This window comes from Thalassotalea sp. PP2-459 (assembly GCF_001913705.1).
In the GTDB taxonomy this organism is placed as follows: Bacteria; Pseudomonadota; Gammaproteobacteria; order Enterobacterales; family Alteromonadaceae; genus Thalassotalea_C; species Thalassotalea_C hakodatensis.
Map to the genome: position 1 here is coordinate 1 of NZ_MKQD01000034.1, position 19360 is coordinate 19360.

At 37.3% G+C, this 19360-nt stretch carries 19 protein-coding genes; 6 read left to right on the top strand and 13 right to left on the bottom strand.

Going from position 1 to position 19360, the window contains the following annotated elements:
* Positions 1-178: 178 nt before the first annotated feature.
* Positions 179-1180, top strand: coding sequence for a LacI family DNA-binding transcriptional regulator (locus tag BI291_RS06285; RefSeq protein WP_074497238.1), 1002 nt, complete (start codon positions 179-181; stop codon positions 1178-1180).
* Between the two features lie 225 nt (positions 1181-1405).
* On the opposite strand, the gene BI291_RS18670 is transcribed toward BI291_RS06285, so the two are convergent.
* Entirely contained in the window at positions 1406-1534 is a 129-nt protein-coding gene (locus BI291_RS18670) for a hypothetical protein (RefSeq protein ID WP_303046026.1), read from the bottom strand.
* Positions 1535-1625: 91 nt separating this feature from the next.
* Between BI291_RS18670 and BI291_RS06290 the strand changes: the two genes are divergently transcribed.
* Positions 1626-1832, top strand: a complete 207-nt coding sequence (locus BI291_RS06290) for a cysteine-rich CWC family protein (protein ID WP_074497240.1) — start codon at positions 1626-1628, stop codon at positions 1830-1832.
* 35 nt (positions 1833-1867) lie between these two features.
* On the opposite strand, the gene BI291_RS06295 is transcribed toward BI291_RS06290, so the two are convergent.
* Both BI291_RS06295 and BI291_RS06300 read right to left on the bottom strand, forming a co-directional pair.
* Complete coding sequence (locus BI291_RS06295; protein ID WP_074497243.1) at positions 1868-2290, bottom strand: nuclear transport factor 2 family protein; 423 nt, start codon at positions 2288-2290, stop codon at positions 1868-1870.
* A gap of 23 nt (positions 2291-2313) precedes the next feature.
* The gene (locus tag BI291_RS06300; protein ID WP_074497245.1) at positions 2314-3075 is read right to left on the bottom strand and encodes an AraC family transcriptional regulator; all 762 of its coding nucleotides are present in this window, start codon (positions 3073-3075) and stop codon (positions 2314-2316) included.
* A gap of 218 nt (positions 3076-3293) precedes the next feature.
* Here BI291_RS06300 and BI291_RS06305 point away from each other — a divergent pair, with 218 nt between their 5' ends.
* Together BI291_RS06305 and BI291_RS06310 are read left to right on the top strand one after the other, a co-directional pair.
* Complete coding sequence (locus BI291_RS06305; RefSeq protein ID WP_074497247.1) at positions 3294-5135, top strand: M61 family metallopeptidase; 1842 nt, start codon at positions 3294-3296, stop codon at positions 5133-5135.
* Positions 5136-5204: 69 nt separating this feature from the next.
* The gene (locus tag BI291_RS06310) at positions 5205-5633 is read left to right on the top strand and encodes a hypothetical protein (protein WP_074497250.1); all 429 of its coding nucleotides are present in this window, start codon (positions 5205-5207) and stop codon (positions 5631-5633) included.
* 114 nt (positions 5634-5747) lie between these two features.
* Here BI291_RS06310 and BI291_RS06315 read toward each other — a convergent pair whose 3' ends face one another.
* From BI291_RS06315 to BI291_RS06330, 4 genes are read right to left on the bottom strand one after another with little or no spacing between them, the layout of a single operon-like run.
* Positions 5748-8180, bottom strand: a complete 2433-nt coding sequence (locus BI291_RS06315) for an ABC transporter permease (protein WP_074497252.1) — start codon at positions 8178-8180, stop codon at positions 5748-5750.
* A 6-nt stretch (positions 8181-8186) separates the two neighbouring features.
* Positions 8187-10589 carry an ABC transporter permease gene (locus BI291_RS06320; RefSeq protein WP_074497255.1) on the bottom strand — a complete coding sequence of 801 codons (2403 nt, stop codon included), beginning with the start codon at positions 10587-10589 and terminating at the stop codon, positions 8187-8189.
* A 28-nt stretch (positions 10590-10617) separates the two neighbouring features.
* Positions 10618-11319, bottom strand: a complete 702-nt coding sequence (locus BI291_RS06325; protein ID WP_074497257.1) for an ABC transporter ATP-binding protein — start codon at positions 11317-11319, stop codon at positions 10618-10620.
* A gap of 9 nt (positions 11320-11328) precedes the next feature.
* Complete coding sequence (locus BI291_RS06330) at positions 11329-12519, bottom strand: efflux RND transporter periplasmic adaptor subunit (protein WP_175573084.1); 1191 nt, start codon at positions 12517-12519, stop codon at positions 11329-11331.
* Between the two features lie 272 nt (positions 12520-12791).
* On the opposite strand from BI291_RS06330, the gene BI291_RS06335 reads away from it, so the two are divergent.
* A complete protein-coding gene (locus BI291_RS06335; protein WP_074497263.1) occupies positions 12792-13460 on the top strand; it encodes a cytochrome b/b6 domain-containing protein in 669 nt (222 codons plus the stop codon).
* Positions 13461-13659: 199 nt separating this feature from the next.
* On the opposite strand, the gene BI291_RS06340 is transcribed toward BI291_RS06335, so the two are convergent.
* From BI291_RS06340 to BI291_RS06360, 5 genes are all read right to left on the bottom strand, one after another.
* A complete protein-coding gene (locus tag BI291_RS06340; RefSeq protein ID WP_074497264.1) occupies positions 13660-14130 on the bottom strand; it encodes a cytochrome c in 471 nt (156 codons plus the stop codon).
* 345 nt (positions 14131-14475) lie between these two features.
* A complete protein-coding gene (locus tag BI291_RS06345; protein ID WP_074497266.1) occupies positions 14476-15729 on the bottom strand; it encodes a PAS domain-containing sensor histidine kinase in 1254 nt (417 codons plus the stop codon).
* Position 15730: 1 nt separating this feature from the next.
* Positions 15731-17071: a sigma-54 dependent transcriptional regulator gene (locus BI291_RS06350; protein WP_074497268.1), complete on the bottom strand. Its 1341-nt coding sequence runs from the start codon at positions 17069-17071 to the stop codon at positions 15731-15733.
* Between the two features lie 87 nt (positions 17072-17158).
* On the bottom strand, positions 17159-18079 hold the full coding sequence (locus tag BI291_RS06355) for a LysR substrate-binding domain-containing protein (protein WP_074497271.1): 921 nt from the start codon (positions 18077-18079) through the stop codon (positions 17159-17161).
* A 266-nt stretch (positions 18080-18345) separates the two neighbouring features.
* Positions 18346-18576: a glutaredoxin family protein gene (locus tag BI291_RS06360; RefSeq protein ID WP_074497274.1), complete on the bottom strand. Its 231-nt coding sequence runs from the start codon at positions 18574-18576 to the stop codon at positions 18346-18348.
* A 146-nt stretch (positions 18577-18722) separates the two neighbouring features.
* Here BI291_RS06360 and BI291_RS06365 point away from each other — a divergent pair, with 146 nt between their 5' ends.
* Positions 18723-18878, top strand: coding sequence for a DUF2986 domain-containing protein (locus BI291_RS06365; RefSeq protein ID WP_074497276.1), 156 nt, complete (start codon positions 18723-18725; stop codon positions 18876-18878).
* An 8-nt stretch (positions 18879-18886) separates the two neighbouring features.
* Here the strand turns inward: BI291_RS06365 and BI291_RS06370 are convergent, their stop codons facing one another.
* Complete coding sequence (locus BI291_RS06370; protein WP_074497279.1) at positions 18887-19318, bottom strand: MgtC/SapB family protein; 432 nt, start codon at positions 19316-19318, stop codon at positions 18887-18889.
* Between the last annotated feature and the right edge of the window lie 42 nt (positions 19319-19360).

The window sequence follows — 19360 nt, forward strand, 5'->3', positions numbered from 1 at the left end:
GTTCTCCTGAATAACCATTCTCTGCAATCAACGCCGTGCCTCTAAAGCGTTTAATTCTCGCTGAATGACCGAATATTTATGCGAATTGGTATTAGTGGCACCTCGTACCATTATTACCTGTAATGTGTTAGCCTTGGCACCATTATATTACAGGTAACCAGTTGGTTTACAGAAACTTATGACCACCATTTATCAGGTATCAGAACTTGCCAAAGTCTCGCTTGCAACCGTATCTCGTGTGATGAACGGTAATCCTCGTGTGAGTGATAAAACACGCGAGAAAGTGTTAGCGGCAATGAAAGAACTCGGCTATCGTCCAAACTTAACCGCTCAATCGTTAGCTTCTAATCGCAGCAACTGTGTTGGCTTGCTTGTTTCTGAAATTCATGGGCCTTTCTTTGGGCAAATGATGAGTGCGGTGGAAACTGAACTACGTGCAGCGGGCAAGCATGTCATCATCACTGCAGGCCATAGTGATGAGGAAAAAGAAAAAGATGGCATTGAGTTTTTAATCAGCCGAAATTGTGATGCTATCATCGCTCATGTAGAGGCGGTGAGTGATGAGTATATTGAAAGCATTGCAAAAGAAAAAACACCGATGATTTTTATTAGTCGTTATGTAGCAAGTCTTGCCGATAAGTGTATCAGCTTAAATAATGAATATGGTGGTTACTTGGCAACGTCGACCATGATCAAACATGGGCATAAAGAAATCGCCTGTATTGCCGGGCCACAATCAAAAGCAGACGCAGTTGCTAGGCTTGCAGGTCATAAACGTGCAATGGCAGAGCATAACTTACCCATTAAAGAGTCGTTAATATATGAAGGTGAGTTTAAAGAAATAGGTGGTGTGTTAGGGTTAGAAAAATTTATTAAGTCTAACGATAATTTCACCGCAATTGTTTGTGCTAATGATGAAATTGCTTCTGGTGTCATGACCTATGCTCGGGAGCATGGTTTACACCTGCCTGATGATTTATCAGTTATAGGCTTTGATAACGTTGTATTTGCTTCTCATTTATATCCTAAGTTAACCACAATTGAAAATCCCGTTGATCAGATGGGGCAAATGGCGGCTAAAATAATTTTGCGTGATGTCTATAAGCAACAGCAAGACGTGATACAACACTTTTATTCACCAACGTTAATCAATAGAGATTCAATCGCTGATTTAACGTAATTTAAATCAACAGACCCTAGCTAATTGATCACTATTTAATTTCAAGACATTGCTTGATTGGTTCAGTTGCTCTGTCATCTGCACCGATTCATCCGCCATGTTCGCTAATTTATTTATTCGAAGGTTCACTTTATCAGCGGCGTCTAATTATTGTTCAGTAAGTTCACCCTGTTGATATAAGGCATAGTAGTGCTCAGCGATACTGACAGCAGATTGCACAACTTTTTATTGTTGATATAAAATGCTGTATTGAGGTGAAAGTAGTTTTGCACCAAGCAATAACAAACCTGATAACGTAATAGCTAAAATGATCGCTAACCGGTAGCGTATGGAAGTTTTCCGTAGTGCTTTCATATCGACTTCTCAAGCGTAGGCATATATCAAGATTAGGAAATGATCGATATATTTATTAAAATGACCTATAAAAAGATCAAGTGGAGCAATTATGTTGGAAGGTAGTGCGAGTATTTGTCCGTTGTGTCAGCAACATAATCGCTGCAATGTTGATGGTAACGAACCATGTTGGTGTGTGAGCACTAACATACCTAAGGCATTGTTAGCGAACGTGCCAAAGAAGAAAAAAAATAGGGTATGTATCTGTGCTAAATGTATTGAAAAATATCATCTAGATTTAGCACAGCAAGTGAAATAATACGATAAGTTTTATCTACTGACTTTGTCAGCTGTTTACTTTTTTACCACAGTATATATTTTATTGACGATTTTCCATTCGCCGTTATGTTTCAATAATGACAAGTAGTCGACATACTTCCAGCTGCCCATATCCCACTCAGCCCGCACTGAAGCGGCGGAATTTTCAATATCCATAGCGATAATACTCGTGGTATGTTTGCCGGGTTTATCTTTACTAAAAAAGCCTAAAAAGGTCTGTAATTCGTAAACATTGTGCTTGCCGTCGGTTACTCCTTGAATTTTGGCATCAGGGTGAAACGCTTTTGCGACAATATCAGGGTCACCAAGTTTACTTCCTTCTAAGTAATAATTGACCGCTTTTTCTACTGCATCTTTTTGTGATGTGTCCCCGTGGTACTGTGTACCGCTAATTGCTTGAAAACTAAAAAGTAGTGTACATAGGATTATTGCTTTCATAATGGTTCCGTTACTGTTGATGTTTAAATTAAAGTTTTTAAGAACTGCTTAGGTGAAATACCTATCTGTTGCCTAAACATATAAATAAAGGATGAACTAGATTGGTAACCTAACAATGCCGCTATACTGGCGATTTCATCTTTTTGCGCTAAATGCTTGATTGCTATTTGTATATTTAACCGTTGTCGCCATTGACTATAGGTTAATCCGGTTTCCTTTTTAAAATTTCTAGTTAATGTTCTTGCAGAAGTTTGAACAAATTTACCCCATGATAATAGATCACTTTTCATGGAAGGGTATTTTTGTAACTTTTCTATGATTGCGAGTAAACGTTCATCTTGTGGATAAGGTAAAAACATATCACGTTTGGTTAATTGTGGTAAATAATCTTGGAAAACAGCAATAAGCCGGTGATGTATTAAGGTTTGTTTGTTAGAGGAAGGTAGGGTGAGAAGCTCATTCATTAATGCTTTAAAAAATGTTGAAGCATGTGCGACAAAAGGTTGATCAATGGTAGTTTCAAAGATGTCATCCGTTATATAAACCGCAGTTAATGCGACATCAGTTTTTGCGAGTAACTCATGTCTAATATTCGCTGGGATCATAAAACCATGACACGCGGGTATAAAATAACGACCAGACCTAGTAATGACAGCAAGTACGCCAGATTTTATATATAAAAATTGGCTTTGCGGATGCTGATAAAACTCAACTCCAGCTTGGGCGGGGATATTTAAATGTTTAACATTGTAAACAGCGTTATTTTGCTGAATATGCATTGTCATAATATCTACACTAAGTTAATAATGATCTTAATATGACAATTAGTGTTGTTTATTTTTACGAATAAAGCAAGATGGTCAAGAGAAGAGATGAAATGAAAAAGTTACTAAAAGTCCAGACAAGTTTTATTAAAGTGTATACAATTCTAACGACCCGTCATTACAAATGCTTAAGATTATATATTTGTGATAACAGAGAAAAATAACTAATGGAACAAATCATGAAAAAGTTTTTAATGCTTAGTTTGGCAATGTTTACTCACACATGCTTTGCTAATGGTGAAACCTTCTATCAAGTGTCATTTGACAATGCCGTACACCATGAAGCGCAAATTAGCGCGACATTTACCGAGGTTGAAAATCAAGTCTTAGAAGTGCAAATGAGTCGTGCGTCACCTGGACGATACGCAATGCATGAATTTATTAAAAATGTGTATAACGTATCGGCGGTTAATAGTGTTGGGCAACCAATAAATATTAAACGCGTTAATCCGTATCAATGGAATATAGAAGGCCATGATGGCGAGGTAACGTTAACTTATACATTATTTGGTGATAGAGCAGACGGCACATATTCTCAAATCGATAGAACGCATGCTCACCTGAATATGCCAGCTACTTTTGTGTGGGCTACAGGCCATGAAGACCGTGCAATCGATTTAGAATTTACGCCGTTTAATCCTCGATGGAAAGTAGCAACACAATTGCCAAAAGGTAAGGGTAGTTATGCGTTTACTGCACCCAATTTAGCTTATTTTCTTGATAGTCCAGTAGAGTTGAGCGATCATCAGGTACGTTCTTGGCAAGTAGAGTCAAACGGCGAGAGTCAAACAATTCACTTAGCGGTTCATCACAATGGTACAGATGAAGATCTTGATAAATTTGCCAATATGGCAAAAGCGGTTGTCGCTGAACAAATAAAAGTATTTGGTGAGTTACCAACATTTGATTACGGCGAATACACCTTTATTGCTTGTTACCTACCACACGCAAAAGGTGACGGTATGGAACATAGAAATTCTACCATACTCACTAATGCTACTTCGTTAGATGAAGCTGAGTTTAGCCAGTTAGGCACCTTGTCTCATGAGTTTTTTCATGCATGGAATGTTGAACGTATTCGTCCCGCAGAACTTGAGCCTTTTAACTTCATTGGTGCAAACATGACATCAAACCTATGGCTTGCTGAAGGCTTTACAACATACTACGACAAATTATTGATAAAGCGCGCTAATGAGTGGGATGAAGAGAAATTTTTGACGCACTTAAGTAGTATAGTGAATCAAGCATATTATCAGCGTGGACGTTTATATTTGTCACCTGAAGGTGCCAGTCAAATGGCAACGTTTGTTGATGCTGGCGTATCCGTAGATCGTACCAACTACAGTAATAATTACTTTAGTTATTATACATACGGTAGAGCTATGGGGTTAGCGTTAGATCTTATGATTCGTACGTCGTTTCCTGGCAAGTCACTAGATGATTATATGAAACAATTATGGAATGACTTTGGTAAAACAGAAACGCCATATACCCGTGATGATGCCCGCTTAACTTTAGGTAAAGTAACGGGTGATCAGCAATTTGCTGATACGTTTTTTGCGGAGCATATATATGGTCGCACTAAAGTCGATTTTTCTGCATTATTGTCAACGGCTGGCTTAACCATCGAGCAAAAAGATGATGAGAGTGCATTTCTAGGTAAAGTTAACTTTAATTTCGTAGGTAAAGATGCCATGGTAAGTAATACCATGTTAGTTAACTCTCCGTTATATCAAGCGGGCGTAGAATATGGCGATCAAATCGTAAAATTAGGCCGTAGAACGATTCGTTCACAAAAACTTTGGCATAAAGCACTCGCGCAATTTAAACCTGGAGATACTACCACCATTGAATATATTCAACGTGGTGAAACAGTGAAAAAATCGATCACGTTTATTGCTGATCCAGCGGTTAAAGTGTCTGTACAAGATGATGATATCACCGATCAACAAGCAGAATTTAAAGCCGCTTGGCTAGGTGAAGACAAAAAGGATGAACAAGTAGAAGAGGCTGGTATTTAGTTTTTTACTGTTCAGGATGAGAATTAAAAAGGCTCAGGTAGAGCCTTTTTTAGTAAAAAGGTAAACAAGGTGTATACACAAAAGCAAATCGAACATTTAACCGCTGAGCTACGCTCAAGGTTGGGTGACAATATTATATGGAAATATGAAGATCGTTATGGGGTAATGTTGAGCGAATTTGCGCAAAACAAATCTGATGATGTATTTGAGAGGCTTGTGCCCATATTCCCGTTTCAGTGGGATCATAAAGCGGCGAAAAAACTACCTAATGTGTTAAAGAATGAATTAAAAGATTTGGCTCGCATTGGAAAAAAACAAAAATTATTGTTAACGCCAAAGAAAAAAAATTCACCTGCGATAGTTGCATTTTGGTGGCCATGGGGTCATGGAGGCACCTATTCTCTAAGGCTAAAAGTCTTAGAATACAATATCTCAGTTGACGAAATAAATGAAAAGCAAAGCGGACTATTCGATCGACTATTCTCTTGGTTGAGTTGATGACATATCAATGTGGCGTAGTAGATAAGCTTATGGAAAAACGTATAAAGATATATTCGTCACCACATTGAGAGTTTTTTTGTACCTTCTCTGTCATCTTGAGAAGGTACACTGCTATTCTTCTGTCGCTCTAAGGCATTTAATCACAGGATTTGCAACATATTGCCTGATGGGTAAGTAACACCCTATAAGTGTAACACTAACCACTATAACCAGTGTGACAGACAACCAAATAATTGCACTAGCATTAATGAGATCATTGAGTTGTTCAGCAAACATGAAAAACAAGCAGGAACTTGTAAATACACTGCCAATTAGGCCACAGAATAAAGCCTTCACGTTTTCTTTAAACATCATTGATAATATATCAGAACCTTTGGCACCTATCGCCAAACGTGTACCAATTTCATGACGTCGAAGTTGGCTTGAGTAACTTAAAATGCCATATAGACCTATTATTGCTAAAAAAAGCGTCAGTATTGTTAAACAACCTGTGACCGCGATGGTTGTATACTGCATAAATAACAAACGGTGCTTATCATCATCAAACGGTTTAATTTCTCGAATGGTATAGTGAATGGATACAGACTCTACCACGCTAAGCAAATCCGCCTTTTTAAGCGGGGTAGATACTATTGGTTTCAACATGATATTGGCGCGCTTTCTGCTATCGGGAACGTATGCCCTAGGAGGGACATCAAGATCGTTTGGCAGCTGCAAACCTTGTACAACACCAATAACGTTATAATCACGCCCCCAAAAGCGAACTTTTTTGTTTATCACCGTCTCTGTTGACGCGAGTAAATGGGCCATTTTTTCATTGATCACCATCACAAATTCACCATCTAAAACTTGTTGTTCGGTAAAGTTTTCACCCGTGATAAACGTTTGACTAAGCATGGGAAAATACCCGTCATCAATTAATTTTACTTCTGGCGTAAATTGCGTATTTTGCTCTGGATCGAATATTGGGTAGTTACCAAACCATATTAATGGTGATAACGAAATTGTCGATTGAGCAATTTCTGGGTGTTGATTTAACGCACGATTGATTTGGATTAAATCATTGCGAAGTGTTTCCGTTGGCGTCTCTGTGGGGTTTTTCTCCATTAACCTTAATTGCCATAGGTTATCTACTGATATCCCCATTGGTTGATTAATTGTCTTATATGCCTGATTAAACATAGCAAGATTAATAAAAATTAATGTGGCGGCAATGGTGATTTGAATAGCAATTAAACTTGATCTAACGGATGCTTTAATTTGTATTCCACTACCTTTACCACTTTGGTTCAAAGCATTGTTAAGCCGATGATATGGTACTAGTTGTCGACATACTAGGGTAAAAATCGTATTGAGCAACAATAGTACGCAGGTGCTAAATGCTAATGAAAACCAAGATAAAGACAGCTCTTCAGCTCTAGGTAACACTGAGGTTAGATGTTGTTGTAGCAGATAGAAACCCAAATAGGCAAAAGCCAATACAAAAGGGAGCGCAATCAATAACAACATACCATATTCTATGAACAACAATGTAAACAGGTTAAACTTTTTAGCACCTATGGCGGCATGAATCGCTAAATTACGCTGTTGTTCAACTGTTCTCGACATAAACAAATTAGTGATGTTTGTCATTGCGATGAAAAAAATGCCTAAACAAGCAAAAAACACGTAATAAATAAGCTCTGATTGTCCTTGATAGATGGCATTACTCAGTTCAATGAGTTCGATGGATACCTGCCAATCTTGAAAACTTGGCTGATTAGCAAAAGTTTGTTGCCATAAATCACGCTGCTGATTATTCAATTGCTGTTTTAAGTTATTAACATTCTGATTTTCATGTAGTTTAAATAACGTGTGAACAGCGCCGTCTATTGAAGATAGCTCACCCCAGCCCATTTGTTCTGCCCAGTTAAAATCCCAAGCTAACCAAAGCTGTGTTTTTCGGCCAATACCTTTGATTTCTGGCTCAACAAAACTTGGCGACAACACTCCAATAATGGGATGAGAAATACCTCGGATATCAATGCTTTTTGATTGTATATTTGGATCGCTACCAAATTGCTCTTGCCAAAGTTGATAACTGAGAATAGCGCCAGGGGTAAAGCTCTCTATTTTTTGTTGATGGGAAAAATTACCGCCAACAATGAATGTTGCGCCTAATAAATCAAACCATTCATTGGTGACATAACCACTTTCAATGGTAACTGGCTCTGCCAATGAGGTGATAACATCGGTTATCAAGTAGCTAAGTGCTACGTTTTCATTCTCACCTTGGTTTTTATATAGTTGTTTTGCCGCCGGATAAGAAAATCCTTCACCGATAAAATTACCCTCTTGATTTACCATTGCTTGCTTAGCAAGATATAGTTTTTCCATTTCTGGGTAAGGTAAAGGTTTTATCAACATGAGATAAATTAGGGTGGTCGCACATAATAATGCGCCTAATGTGATCGCAATTGTTGCAACCACATTGGCACCAAACATCGGGTGTCTTGTTATCGATTGCCATGCTTGTTTCATGTGATATGTCATTGATGAAGCCATCACTATTTATCCCACCCTAAGACTAAGTATTGCGGGTTGATTTATATACTTTTTCACCGGTAAGTAACTAGCGATTAGCACAATAGCGCTAACAATAATCAGGCTTATGAGGAAAGTCCATATAAGGTGTTGATTAATATATTCATTGAGTAGAACACTATAAATATAAAATCCCGCGCTTATGATGACCAAGTTGATAATTACACCTAAAATGAGTGGCTTGATGTTTTCACCACATACCATTTTTATGATATCACTTGCTTTAGCGCCTATCGCAATACGTGTACCTATTTCAAAACGACGCATCTCGCTGTTATATTTTAAAATGCCATAAAGGCCAATTGAACATAATAGTAACGTGATAACGATAAGTGTTAAGGTCGTGATGGTTGTCGTTTTACTGGCAAATAAACGAGCATCTTTATAATGCTGAATTGGCTGATAACTAAAAATATTCAGCTGTGGGCTTATGTCAGACACAATTGTTAGAATGGCATCACGAGACAATGTTTGATTTGGTTTAGTTTTGATCAATAGGGCGTTACGCGAAGCTCGTGATAAAAAGTAAAATCGAGGCTCAGGTGCTTTTTGGCCAGGTACATTGATACTCTTTACTACACCGGAAACGAAAGTTGAATTGTTGATTCTAAGTCCGATCACATCACCGTCAGGCGCCATTTTATGCGCTAATAGATCATTTACTACAATGCCACGTAGTTCTTCATTACGATGTTTGTTTTGTATATTTTCCCCTGAAATTAAAGGCTGACCAATCAAAGAAAAATAATTTTCATCAATATCTTTGGCACGCTCTGAATATTTTCGCCCGGATTGTTGCTCAGTAAAAGCTAACATAAAGAATGCTGATGGTCTTTGTGACTGGCTAACACCGTCAACACTTGGATGGGCTGATAATTCACGAATCAAGTTTTGCATTGTGTCTTCGCTCATTCCTTGATTAGCACTTGGTAAAGCCATGACCAATGAATGAATATTGTCAGTTTGATACCCTAAAGGCTTCTTCATGACCTTGTAAGCATCGGTCAATAAAATACTATTAGCAAAAACGAGGAATATCGCGATAGATATTTGACTAGTGATCAATACGTTGCGCATTTTTTTTGAGACTTGTACTTTGGTCCCTTTACCGCTACTTCTTAGGTTTGTGATCAGCTGGCGATAATTGGTAATGCGTAAATTAAGTGCAATAAAGAGACCGATAAGAAAAAATAAAATAGCGAGTGCGGCGCCAACAGAAAACAGGTTTAAGCTTAACTCAGCAGCGCGAGGTAAATAGCTATCAAGGTAAGTTCGCATTAAGCTGAAGCCCAATTCAGCCACCAAAAGACTTAGCATTAACGCTGATGTCAGTAAAATAACAGCTTCAGCGACAACCATCGCAATTATGCCAGATGTTGGTGCTCCTACAGCAGCGTTTATGGCAAGGGTGTGCTGTTGTTGTACCGTTCGTGCTAGATAAAGGTTTGCGATGTTAGCTATAGCAATGATGGCTAACCCTAATGTACCTAGTACCAGTAAGAATAGTAGCTGCTCGTTATCTTGAATTAATAGTTCACTCAACGGAGTTGTTACGATATTAATTGACCAGTTATCGAAAAAGTTATGCTCTGCAACATTTAATCGCCAATTATCATTAATCAACTGTGACAAACGCTGTGATGCTTGTGTGTGGCTTATGTTTTTCGGTAACTTACCAACAAAGGTTAATGAACCGTCGTCGTTCCCCCAGCGAACCCTTTCTGAATCTGACACAGAATTGAAATCCCAAGGAATAAACATTGCTGATTTAACCCCTGGAGCGGCTAAGTTAAGTTCATTGAAGTCAGGGGCTAACACACCAATAACTTCAAACGATTTTCCACCAAAACTAATACTGTAGCCAATGATATCTTCACGCGCACCAAACATATCTTGCCACATTTGATGGCTTAAAATAGCGACCGGATTATAGCTATCTACTTTTTCACTTTGCTCGAATTGACGACCTAACTGCATAGGCGCGGCAAAAATGTCAAACCACTCAGGAGTCACAAATGAAATTTCGACAAAAGGTTTGGAAGGCTCAGAGGTCAAAATGTCAGCGTCGAGATATTGCATGGCGACTTGAGAAAAAATGTCATGCTGTTTATACAGATGCATTAAATTGGGGTACGTAAATGCCCGCCCATCAATTTTTTGTTCATTATTGATCAACTGGTGTTCTACATAGGTTAATTGCTGCTGATCAGGATAAGGTAAAGGTTTGTATAGCATGACAAAAGCTAACGTGAGTGCACAAATTAATGCACCTAAGGTTAACGCCAATGTGGAAATAACAGCAAAGCCATAGCTTTTATTATGTTTAAGATTTTTAAGTGCTAAAGTCAGGTGAAATAGAAATAATTTCATCACAGAACCCTTGTTTTGTTAGTTTCAATTAAATAGAGGCTTTTGTTACAGGGGCGTGTAAGACCTTACCGTCAAGCAGTTGTACTTTAATTTTTGCCATATCTGCATATCTTGGATCATGCGTCACCATACAAATAGTAGTACCTTGATTGTTCAGTTCTTCAAGTAAGTCCATGACTTGATCTCCGGCTTTTGAATCAAGGTTTCCGGTTGGCTCATCGACTAATAAAATGCTTGGATTGGCGATTAAAGCACGGGCGATGGCAACACGTTGTTGCTGACCACCTGACAATTGGTTCGGTTTATGACTAATTCGATGTGATAGGCCAACTTGTTCTAAGCGTGCGACTACACGTTTTTCTATCTCTTTACTGCTAAATTTCTGGCTGTGATAGCGTAATGGCAAAGCGACGTTGTCAAAAACACTTAATTCATCGATCAAATTAAATGATTGAAATATGAAACCAATTTTTTCGTTTCTCATTGTTGCAGCTTGATTAAGTGTTAACGAGGTCGCATCTTGACCCTCAATAAAGTACTGACCTTTCGTTGCAAAATCTAAAAGCCCCATAATGGATAACAAGGTTGACTTACCACACCCCGAAGGTCCAGAAATTGATACGTATTCTCCTTGATGTATCGTTAAGCTAATGCCTGATAAAGCGTGCGTTTCTAATTCTTCAGTTTCAAATATTTTTGTTATTTGCTCTAATTTTAATATTTCGTTCATGTGGGGTCCTTAATTTAATGCAATTTCTGAGGCTTGGTAGTTGGTTAAATCAGTTAATATAAAGCTGTCGCCAGGTACTGCACCTTTTATAATGGCAACGTAGCGTGACGTTTTTTGACCAAAGGTAATTTCAACGCGTGTTGCCTTGTTGTTACCTTTTTCTAATCGATACATGGCTTGTTGGCTTTTAGCCTGAATATTGGCTGGTCGTTCGATATAAGCGACATTTGATAAAGTATCAGTAATGATTTCAGCATCAACATTTTGTTCTGGGCGCATGTTGTTATCAAGAGGTTGAGTAAATGTGACATCAATCAAAACTGAGTTATCTTGGACTATCGGGTCAATACGCGATACTTTGCCTAATAAGATAGATTGACGTGTATCTATTTCTACTTGTTGGCCTATGCGTATTGCGTTAGCTTGTGATTGTGGGATTTTAATTTCTGCAATTAGATCGCTAGTGCTGCCAATTAACGCTATTTCTTGCCCTGGATTAATACTTTGACCAAGGCTTACCGGTAGCCTCTGCAAAATTCCATCAAATTTTGCGACAACATGTAATGCATCTAAGCGATCTTGAGCATTCTTGACCGTATTTAATTGCTGGTTGATGCGCTCTTGTTGAATCAGCAAAGCTTCCTGATGTACATCTTGCAAATGTTTTAAGCTTTGATTAGCTAGGGTAATTGTTGTTTTTAATTGTTTTTCATTCAGCTGAGATTCTCGAAATTTAAGGCCAGAAACGATACCTTGTTTAAAAAGTTTTTCTTCAGCTTTCCTTTTTAAACTAGCAGATTCGAGTTTTGCAGAGTATTCGGAAATTTTTGACTGTTCAGCAATTACTTCTCTTTGTTGGTTAAGCGCTAATTGTCGAGAGTTAGCTTGTAAACTAACAAGTTGTTGTTGCGCGCTAGAAAGTTGATAGCCAAGTTCAGGGTTTTCAAGTTTCACAATCAAGCTACCTTTCTCTACGACGGCACCAGGTTTTAATACGATCTGTTTCACCGTTGCTCGAGTTAACGAAGTGATTAACTCTTGTTTATGAGAAATGAGTTTGCCATAACCATCCACTGTCACTCTTAATTCACCTTGAGTAACTTGGCCGATCACTAAATCTTTTTTGTTTAAAGTAACTTGATTAACATTTTGTTTAATTAAATACATTGATAACAAGCCAAGTAAAACGATTATAGCCATGGCTATTCGTTTTACTGATTTGTTGTTAAAAGACTTTTGTTTTACAACATCCATAATATAACTATAAAAAAATTGAATCACGACGTTATATAGCGAAAACCGTGCCAGTCAAAATATTCATAAAATCAGGGGGTATAAGCCATGTTGTTCGAATTTTTAAGACAAAAAGTCCGAAATCGGACGACTTAATTTCAAAATCAGACTGATTTATAATATTGCCCTTTCGCATTTTTAACTGCACTATGATTTAGTGAATGTTAATGAGGATAGATATGAAGCAATATTTAATTTGGGATTTACCCATTCGACTTTTTCATTGGTTGCTAGTGTGCACTTTATTAGCCCTATGGTATACATCTGAGAATGGTTTAATCGAAAATCACATCAAGTGCGGTTACTTTGCGCTTAGTCTGATTGTGTTTAGAATTGTTTGGGGGGTTGTCGGAACACGACATGCTAAATTTACCGCGTTTTTTCCAACACCATCTCGATTAAAGAAATTCCTGATAGATAAGCGAGAGCCACCCGGCCATAATCCACTAGGTGCTTTAATGATCATTCTAATGTTAGTGCTTATTGGATTACAGGCTACTTCGGGTTTGTTTATAGATGATGACGTTTTTTCCTCGGGTCCTTATTACGGTGTATTAAGTAGTGAACTAGAAAAAATCATGAATACTATTCACCATAACGGCTTTGATTTTATTTTGATTGCTTCAGCAATACATATTGCAGCTATAGCCTATTATCGAGTGGTAAAAAAGCGTGATTTAATCAAGCCGATGTTAACAGGTAAGAAGCCAGATAATGATGTCAACGAAAAAGACGGAATCGCACACTCTAAAATTATTACTTTTATTGTTGCCGCTACAATCGTTGGTTTTTTTATTTATTGGCTTGTGGTGTTAAATGCGCCGGTAATAGAAGAGTTTTATTATTAAGGCTTGTTGATTTTTCTACGGTGTTTCACGATTTATCGATTACATACGTTCAACCTTTTATAAACACCAAATTTAATGCTGAAAAAGTGTACTAAAAAGATCAACACGCGCTAAGATATTCATGAAAAGAACATTCTCGAGTGTTATCAGACCATCTAACCTATGTATGTATTAGGTTAGATGGTAGTTAATGGTGTGATTAATCCATTTTGAAGTTATCGTGACAACCACCACAGCTTTTTCCTACACCGCTAATGGCTTTCTTGATAGCAGCTTCATTACCTGATGCTGAAATTGTTATTAGCTGCGCTGAATTTTTGGTTAATTTTTCAATCGCTTTTTTAAAACCTACTCGGTCTTGCCATACCTTATCTAAAGCTTCCGTTGTTACATCAAAACCAGATGTATCTAGGCTAGTATGATCGTTAATCATTAATGATAATTGATTAATCCTAGTGGCATGTTTTTCTACGGCAGCTGCGTCAAATGCAATTTTTCCTTTAGCCATTGCCCCTAGTGGAGACATATTGGCGCCCAATAACTTAAATACGGCTTGTCGTGTTTCAGCCGCGCGACTTGCTTGTTTTTCAGATTTAGCTACCTGTGCATTTACCGATAAAACCGATAAAGTTAATGCACTTGATACTGCTATTTTTGTCATTAGTTTCATGATATGCCCTTACGCATGAATGTATTTATTTACCCCTCTATCTTAACGATTTACGACGATATGCCTAGTCTTTTCATCTTAACGGATCTGCTATTTGGCGAAAAGTAAATTTTTATAAGTCGTTATAAATGTTGATTTTATATAAAATCATAATGAAAGTTTTACTTGTGAAACTTTAAATGAATAGTGTTTTACGCTAATTGAATTTCTGTTTGTTGGAAAAAACAACAGTGTTGAATTGGTAGGAAAATAAAAAATAGTGTTATAGTTCATGTGGTTATTTTTTACTGGTTCGAAATCGAACTTTTTTATCCCATAATCGAACTTGTCTGCTTATAGATTCCGCTACTTTTTAACAGGCAGAATAATCATTACGGTAACACCTTTATTTGTATTATTGTACAATTCTATGATGCCATCATGCTGTTCAATAATATTTCTACAAAAACTTAAACCGATCCCCTGGCCATCAGGTTTAGTTGTGTAAAGCGGCACGAATAAATTATCTAAATTGTTAAAGCCATGACCATCATCTGCTACTTCTATGATGATATGTAGATCAACTTCTTCAATGTTAATATTGACTGTTGAAGCATTTGCTTCAAATGCGTTTTTAGTTAAATTAATAAGCACTTGTTCAAAAAAGCTAATGTCGACCCAAATCGTTGTTAATGAGCTCTGTAAAGAAACATTCTTGCCCTCGAAAAATTTATGTAAAAGGTTAGTAAGGTAATCAATACTTACATCATTTCTTTTAAGCTCTATTTGTTTAGAAATTGTAGAGTAACGGTCAACAAAACTTTGTAAATGGGCACAGCGATCGGTAATAACAGATAATATTTGTTTATCCCTATCAACCAATGCTTTTTCGGCGAGGGTTTCTGCCATTGATGAAACCGGCGTTAGTGAATTTCTGATTTCGTGACTTAACACACGGATGATCTGTTGCCACGCTTTAAGTTGGTTTTCACGCAGTGCTGTTTCGATGTCGATAAAAACAAGTAATAAATATTGTTCTTCGTTATCGATAAATTCACTGTGTTTAATTTGCCACTTAGATACTGCTTTATTGAATACCCAATGATTTCCTTTGAAGCTTAAATCAAGTAGTTCAGGAGTGGCGAGTCGTTGCATTTGCCAAGGTTGGTCGTATAGTTGATGAAAAGCTTCATTGGCAAAGGTTAATTGTTGCTTTTGATTAAACACTAAAATAGGTGAGGTTAATTCAGAGATTAACTTATAAACTAAAAAAATATGTTGATCATAGCGTGATTTATTTGCTTGAAGTGTGGTGCTCAATTGGCTGAGTTGCTGATGAAAATCTTTTACTTTACCTTCAGGAAAGGGAGATTTTGCAAATTGATTAAAGTCTTCTTGTTTGATGGCGTCAAGGTGTAAAGCAGCTCGGTTATATGATCGAAACACTTGAAACTTAATCGTGACCATTAATAAGGCGATAAAAAGTATATAACAGAAAAGTGCTATGGCATGCCAATGCCATAGCACTTCAAGTTTATTAAGGTAAAGCCAAATAAAAATTGCCCCTGGTAATGCAAGCAAAACAATACGTAAGGTCAGAAAGTTTTCTAGTGAACGCATATTAATTTAACCCGTATTTTTCAATGCGGCGATACATTGATGATTTAGTTAACCCTATTAATACAGCGGCTTTTGGTATATTACCGTCTGTTTGCGAAAGCGCTTTATTTATGAGGGAAATTTCAGCTTCTTTTAAGGTCATTAACGGAAGATCTATCGAAGGGGCGCTTGCGGTTAAACGTAATTCGGTATCATCTATCACGCCGGTTTTATTTAATAAAACCGCGCGTTCTATTAAGTGACTTAATTCACGCAAATTACCAGGCCAATGATAACCAACCAATGCATTCTCGGCGGAAGTTGAAAGTTCACAATGTGGCTTTTTATATTTTTGACAGAAGTTGGCAATATAATATCGGCTAAGTGGCACAATATCGATATTTCTTTCCTTAAGTGATGGAACACGCAATTCAATAGTGTTTAAACGGTAATATAAATCTTCACGGAATTTTTCTTGTTGAATAAGAACTGAAAATTCAGCATTGGTAGCACTAATGATTCGGCATTTAGCAAACTTAGTTTTGCTACTGCCTAACACTTCATATTCCCCTGATTCTAATACTCGCAATATTTTGGCTTGTTGTTCTATTGGAGTGTTAGCTATTTCATCAAGGAAAAGCGTGCTGTTTTCAGCTAATTCAAATCGACCTAAACGGTTAGCTTTAGCATCAGTAAACGCACCTTTAATGTGACCAAACATTTCACTTTCAAATAAATTGGTTGAAATAGCGCCCATATTAACTGATACCATAGGCGCATCACGCTGCTCTGAATGATTGTGAATCCAAAGAGCGAGATCGCTTTTACCTGTGCCATTTTCACCGGTCAGTAAAATATTAGCATTGGTAGCAGCCACCGTTTCGAGTTCATCAAAAAGTTGTAACATACATGAAGACTGCCACTGATATTGGTGTTGTTGCTTGTCGTCACGTTGCTGTTTAAAGCCAGCGTTTTCTTTACTTAATATTTGCAATGATAGTTGTTGTTTGATGGCATTGAGTAGTTGCCGGTTTTTCCAAGGTTTGTCGATGAAATCTGTTGCACCTAATCGCATTGCTTGTACGACTAGATCAACATTGCTCCAGGCTGTCATGGCTATTACCGGTAATGCAATGTTGCTTTGTTGCATCCAATTTAAGAACTGTAAACCTTCATCGCCAGAGGTTGTGTCTAAATTGAAATTCATGTCGAGCAAAATTAAGGCGATATCGTGCTCTTTTAACAGTACTTGTGCCTGTTGTGGGCTGTCGGCCTCTCTTACTGAATAGCCATGTTGCTCTAGAAGTACAACAAGACTTAATCGGATATCAGCTCTATCATCTACAACTAAAATTTCTACCATGAGTTACCTAAATATGTATCTGTTCAATGTCATCGATTTAACTACAGCAATTGTCGAGCCAGGTTGCGGCAATTGTGAGTCATTATGTTAATTGGTTTTATCTGGGTTGTTCATTATTTCATTCTTTAGCCAATCGATGAAAATATTAATACGCGCCAACTTAGATGAATGCTGATCATATAAAAGAAAACGATACCATTGTACAGGGTGTTGAATATTAAACGGTATTACAACTTGTTTACTCGCAAAATAAGTTGAAAATAACTCAGTTGCTGCAAGAGTAACCCCATACCCTCCTAATACAGCACTTAGCGCCATATCAGTAGATGATACTTCGGTTTTCATTTTATGTTGCTCATAGCCCGTTACACCAGCCTCTTCAAACCAACGTTGCCAAGTCACCTTTCCTTGATTCGCTAAATAAATGAGTTGGCAATTGAGTAAGTCTTTAGGTGTTGTGATGTTATTTGATGAGATTAACTTTGGTGAACAAACGGGAAAAGCTTTAATGGTACCACATTGCTCAATAGTCAAATGCTCTGCTTGTAGTCTGCTTTTATCTAGGCCAAACCGTATCGCAACATCAATATGCTTTTTCGCCATGTCTTCTAAGGTATTTGAAGCAAGAATGCGAATGTTAATATCAGGATGTAATAACGAGAACTTATATAAACGAGGCATGAGCCATAAAGAACAAAAGGCCTGTGTTGACGTAATAGTGAGTTCACCCGCTATGCCGTCTTGTTTTACTTTATTTAATCCATCAATTATATACTTGAAGCCTTGACTACAAGCGTGGTAAAGCTCTTGACCTTGTTGTGTTAATAGCATGTTTCGGCCACTTCTAATAAACAACTTAACGCCTAAACTTTGTTCTAGCAGACGAATTTGTTGGCTAACAGCTGCTTGAGACACAAATAATTCTTCTGCAGCCATGCTATAGCTAGTAAGCCTAGCAGAAGTGACAAAAGTATTGAGCGCGTTAAGGTGTTTTAAACGAGCATCCATTATAAATCATATATAAGTTAAACTTATGTAAGATATTAGTTCTTATCGTTGGCTAAGTAAACCAAGGTTATTCACACTTACCTCAGTTTTATTAGGAGGGTAGTCAGAATGTTACAAGAAAAAGGAAAAAATGAAATTACCATTAAATCGAGTTTATTCGGTAAATATATCACGCGAATTAGTCGGATAAACATGTCTTACTGGCATCAATTTAAATAAGGCTAAGTTATATAAATTTGAAGCGAAGATGAGCATCGGTTTAATGGTTACTCACTTTTTAGTATGCGTTCAAATAGTTTAATCGAAAAGCCATTTAAGATAGCATCGCCTATTTTTAAGACAGGAACTGCTCTATAGCCTAACCTTGCAAGCTCTTTCTGACCCGATGGTGTTTTAACATTGCATAAACGATAGGGCAAATTGCGTTTGTCTAAGTATTGTTGTGCCGTTTTACAATGCGGACAATTTTTCATGGTGTAAAGGGTAATTTTTTTCATATCAACCGGTATTTTATGAAAGAGTTTGTCGTTAATTATGAGTGATTAACATTTGGAAGTAACAAGTTCAATGAAAACTAGTGTCATAACTACGTTTACTTGTAAGCAATTGCTATAATAGCAAGGTTAACAAGAGGCGGTATTATATGAACAGAAAGAAAAAAGTAAAATCAACATTGCTTGCTAAGCAGAAAAAAGCAAACGCAAAGAAACAAAAGAGCAATAAACCAAAATATATTTCTAAAGCGGAACGAGAAAAGCAAGTGCTAGCTGAAAACACAATGGATGAATCGAAAGCGTAAGTGCTAACTTATGTTTTCTTTGGCTTCATTGCTGCTGAGAACTGAAAAATTAAAAAGCCAATAGTTGATAATACAATAGCGATTTCATAACGACTATAAGCCACTGAAACACCAATGGCTCCAGTATTCCATAAGCCTGCGGCCGTTGCTGTACCTTTTACTCCATCATTATTTTTGAAAATAGCACCACCACCAATAAAACCCATGCCGGTAATGATAGCGTACATCACGCGAGCCTCTGCATCAGAACCTTCGTAAACACTCATACCTACAAGCATAAATGCACATGATGCAATCGTCACTAAAGGGAAAGTGCGTAACCCTGCGCCACGATCATTTAATTCACGATTTAGGGCTATCGGTAGAGATAATACAAATGCGATACTCATTTGCATAAAGTTAAACATAATTAAATTAACATCTAAGTCAATGCCAAACATTTTTAAGCCTTATATCAGTCTCTTATTATATTGATATAACGT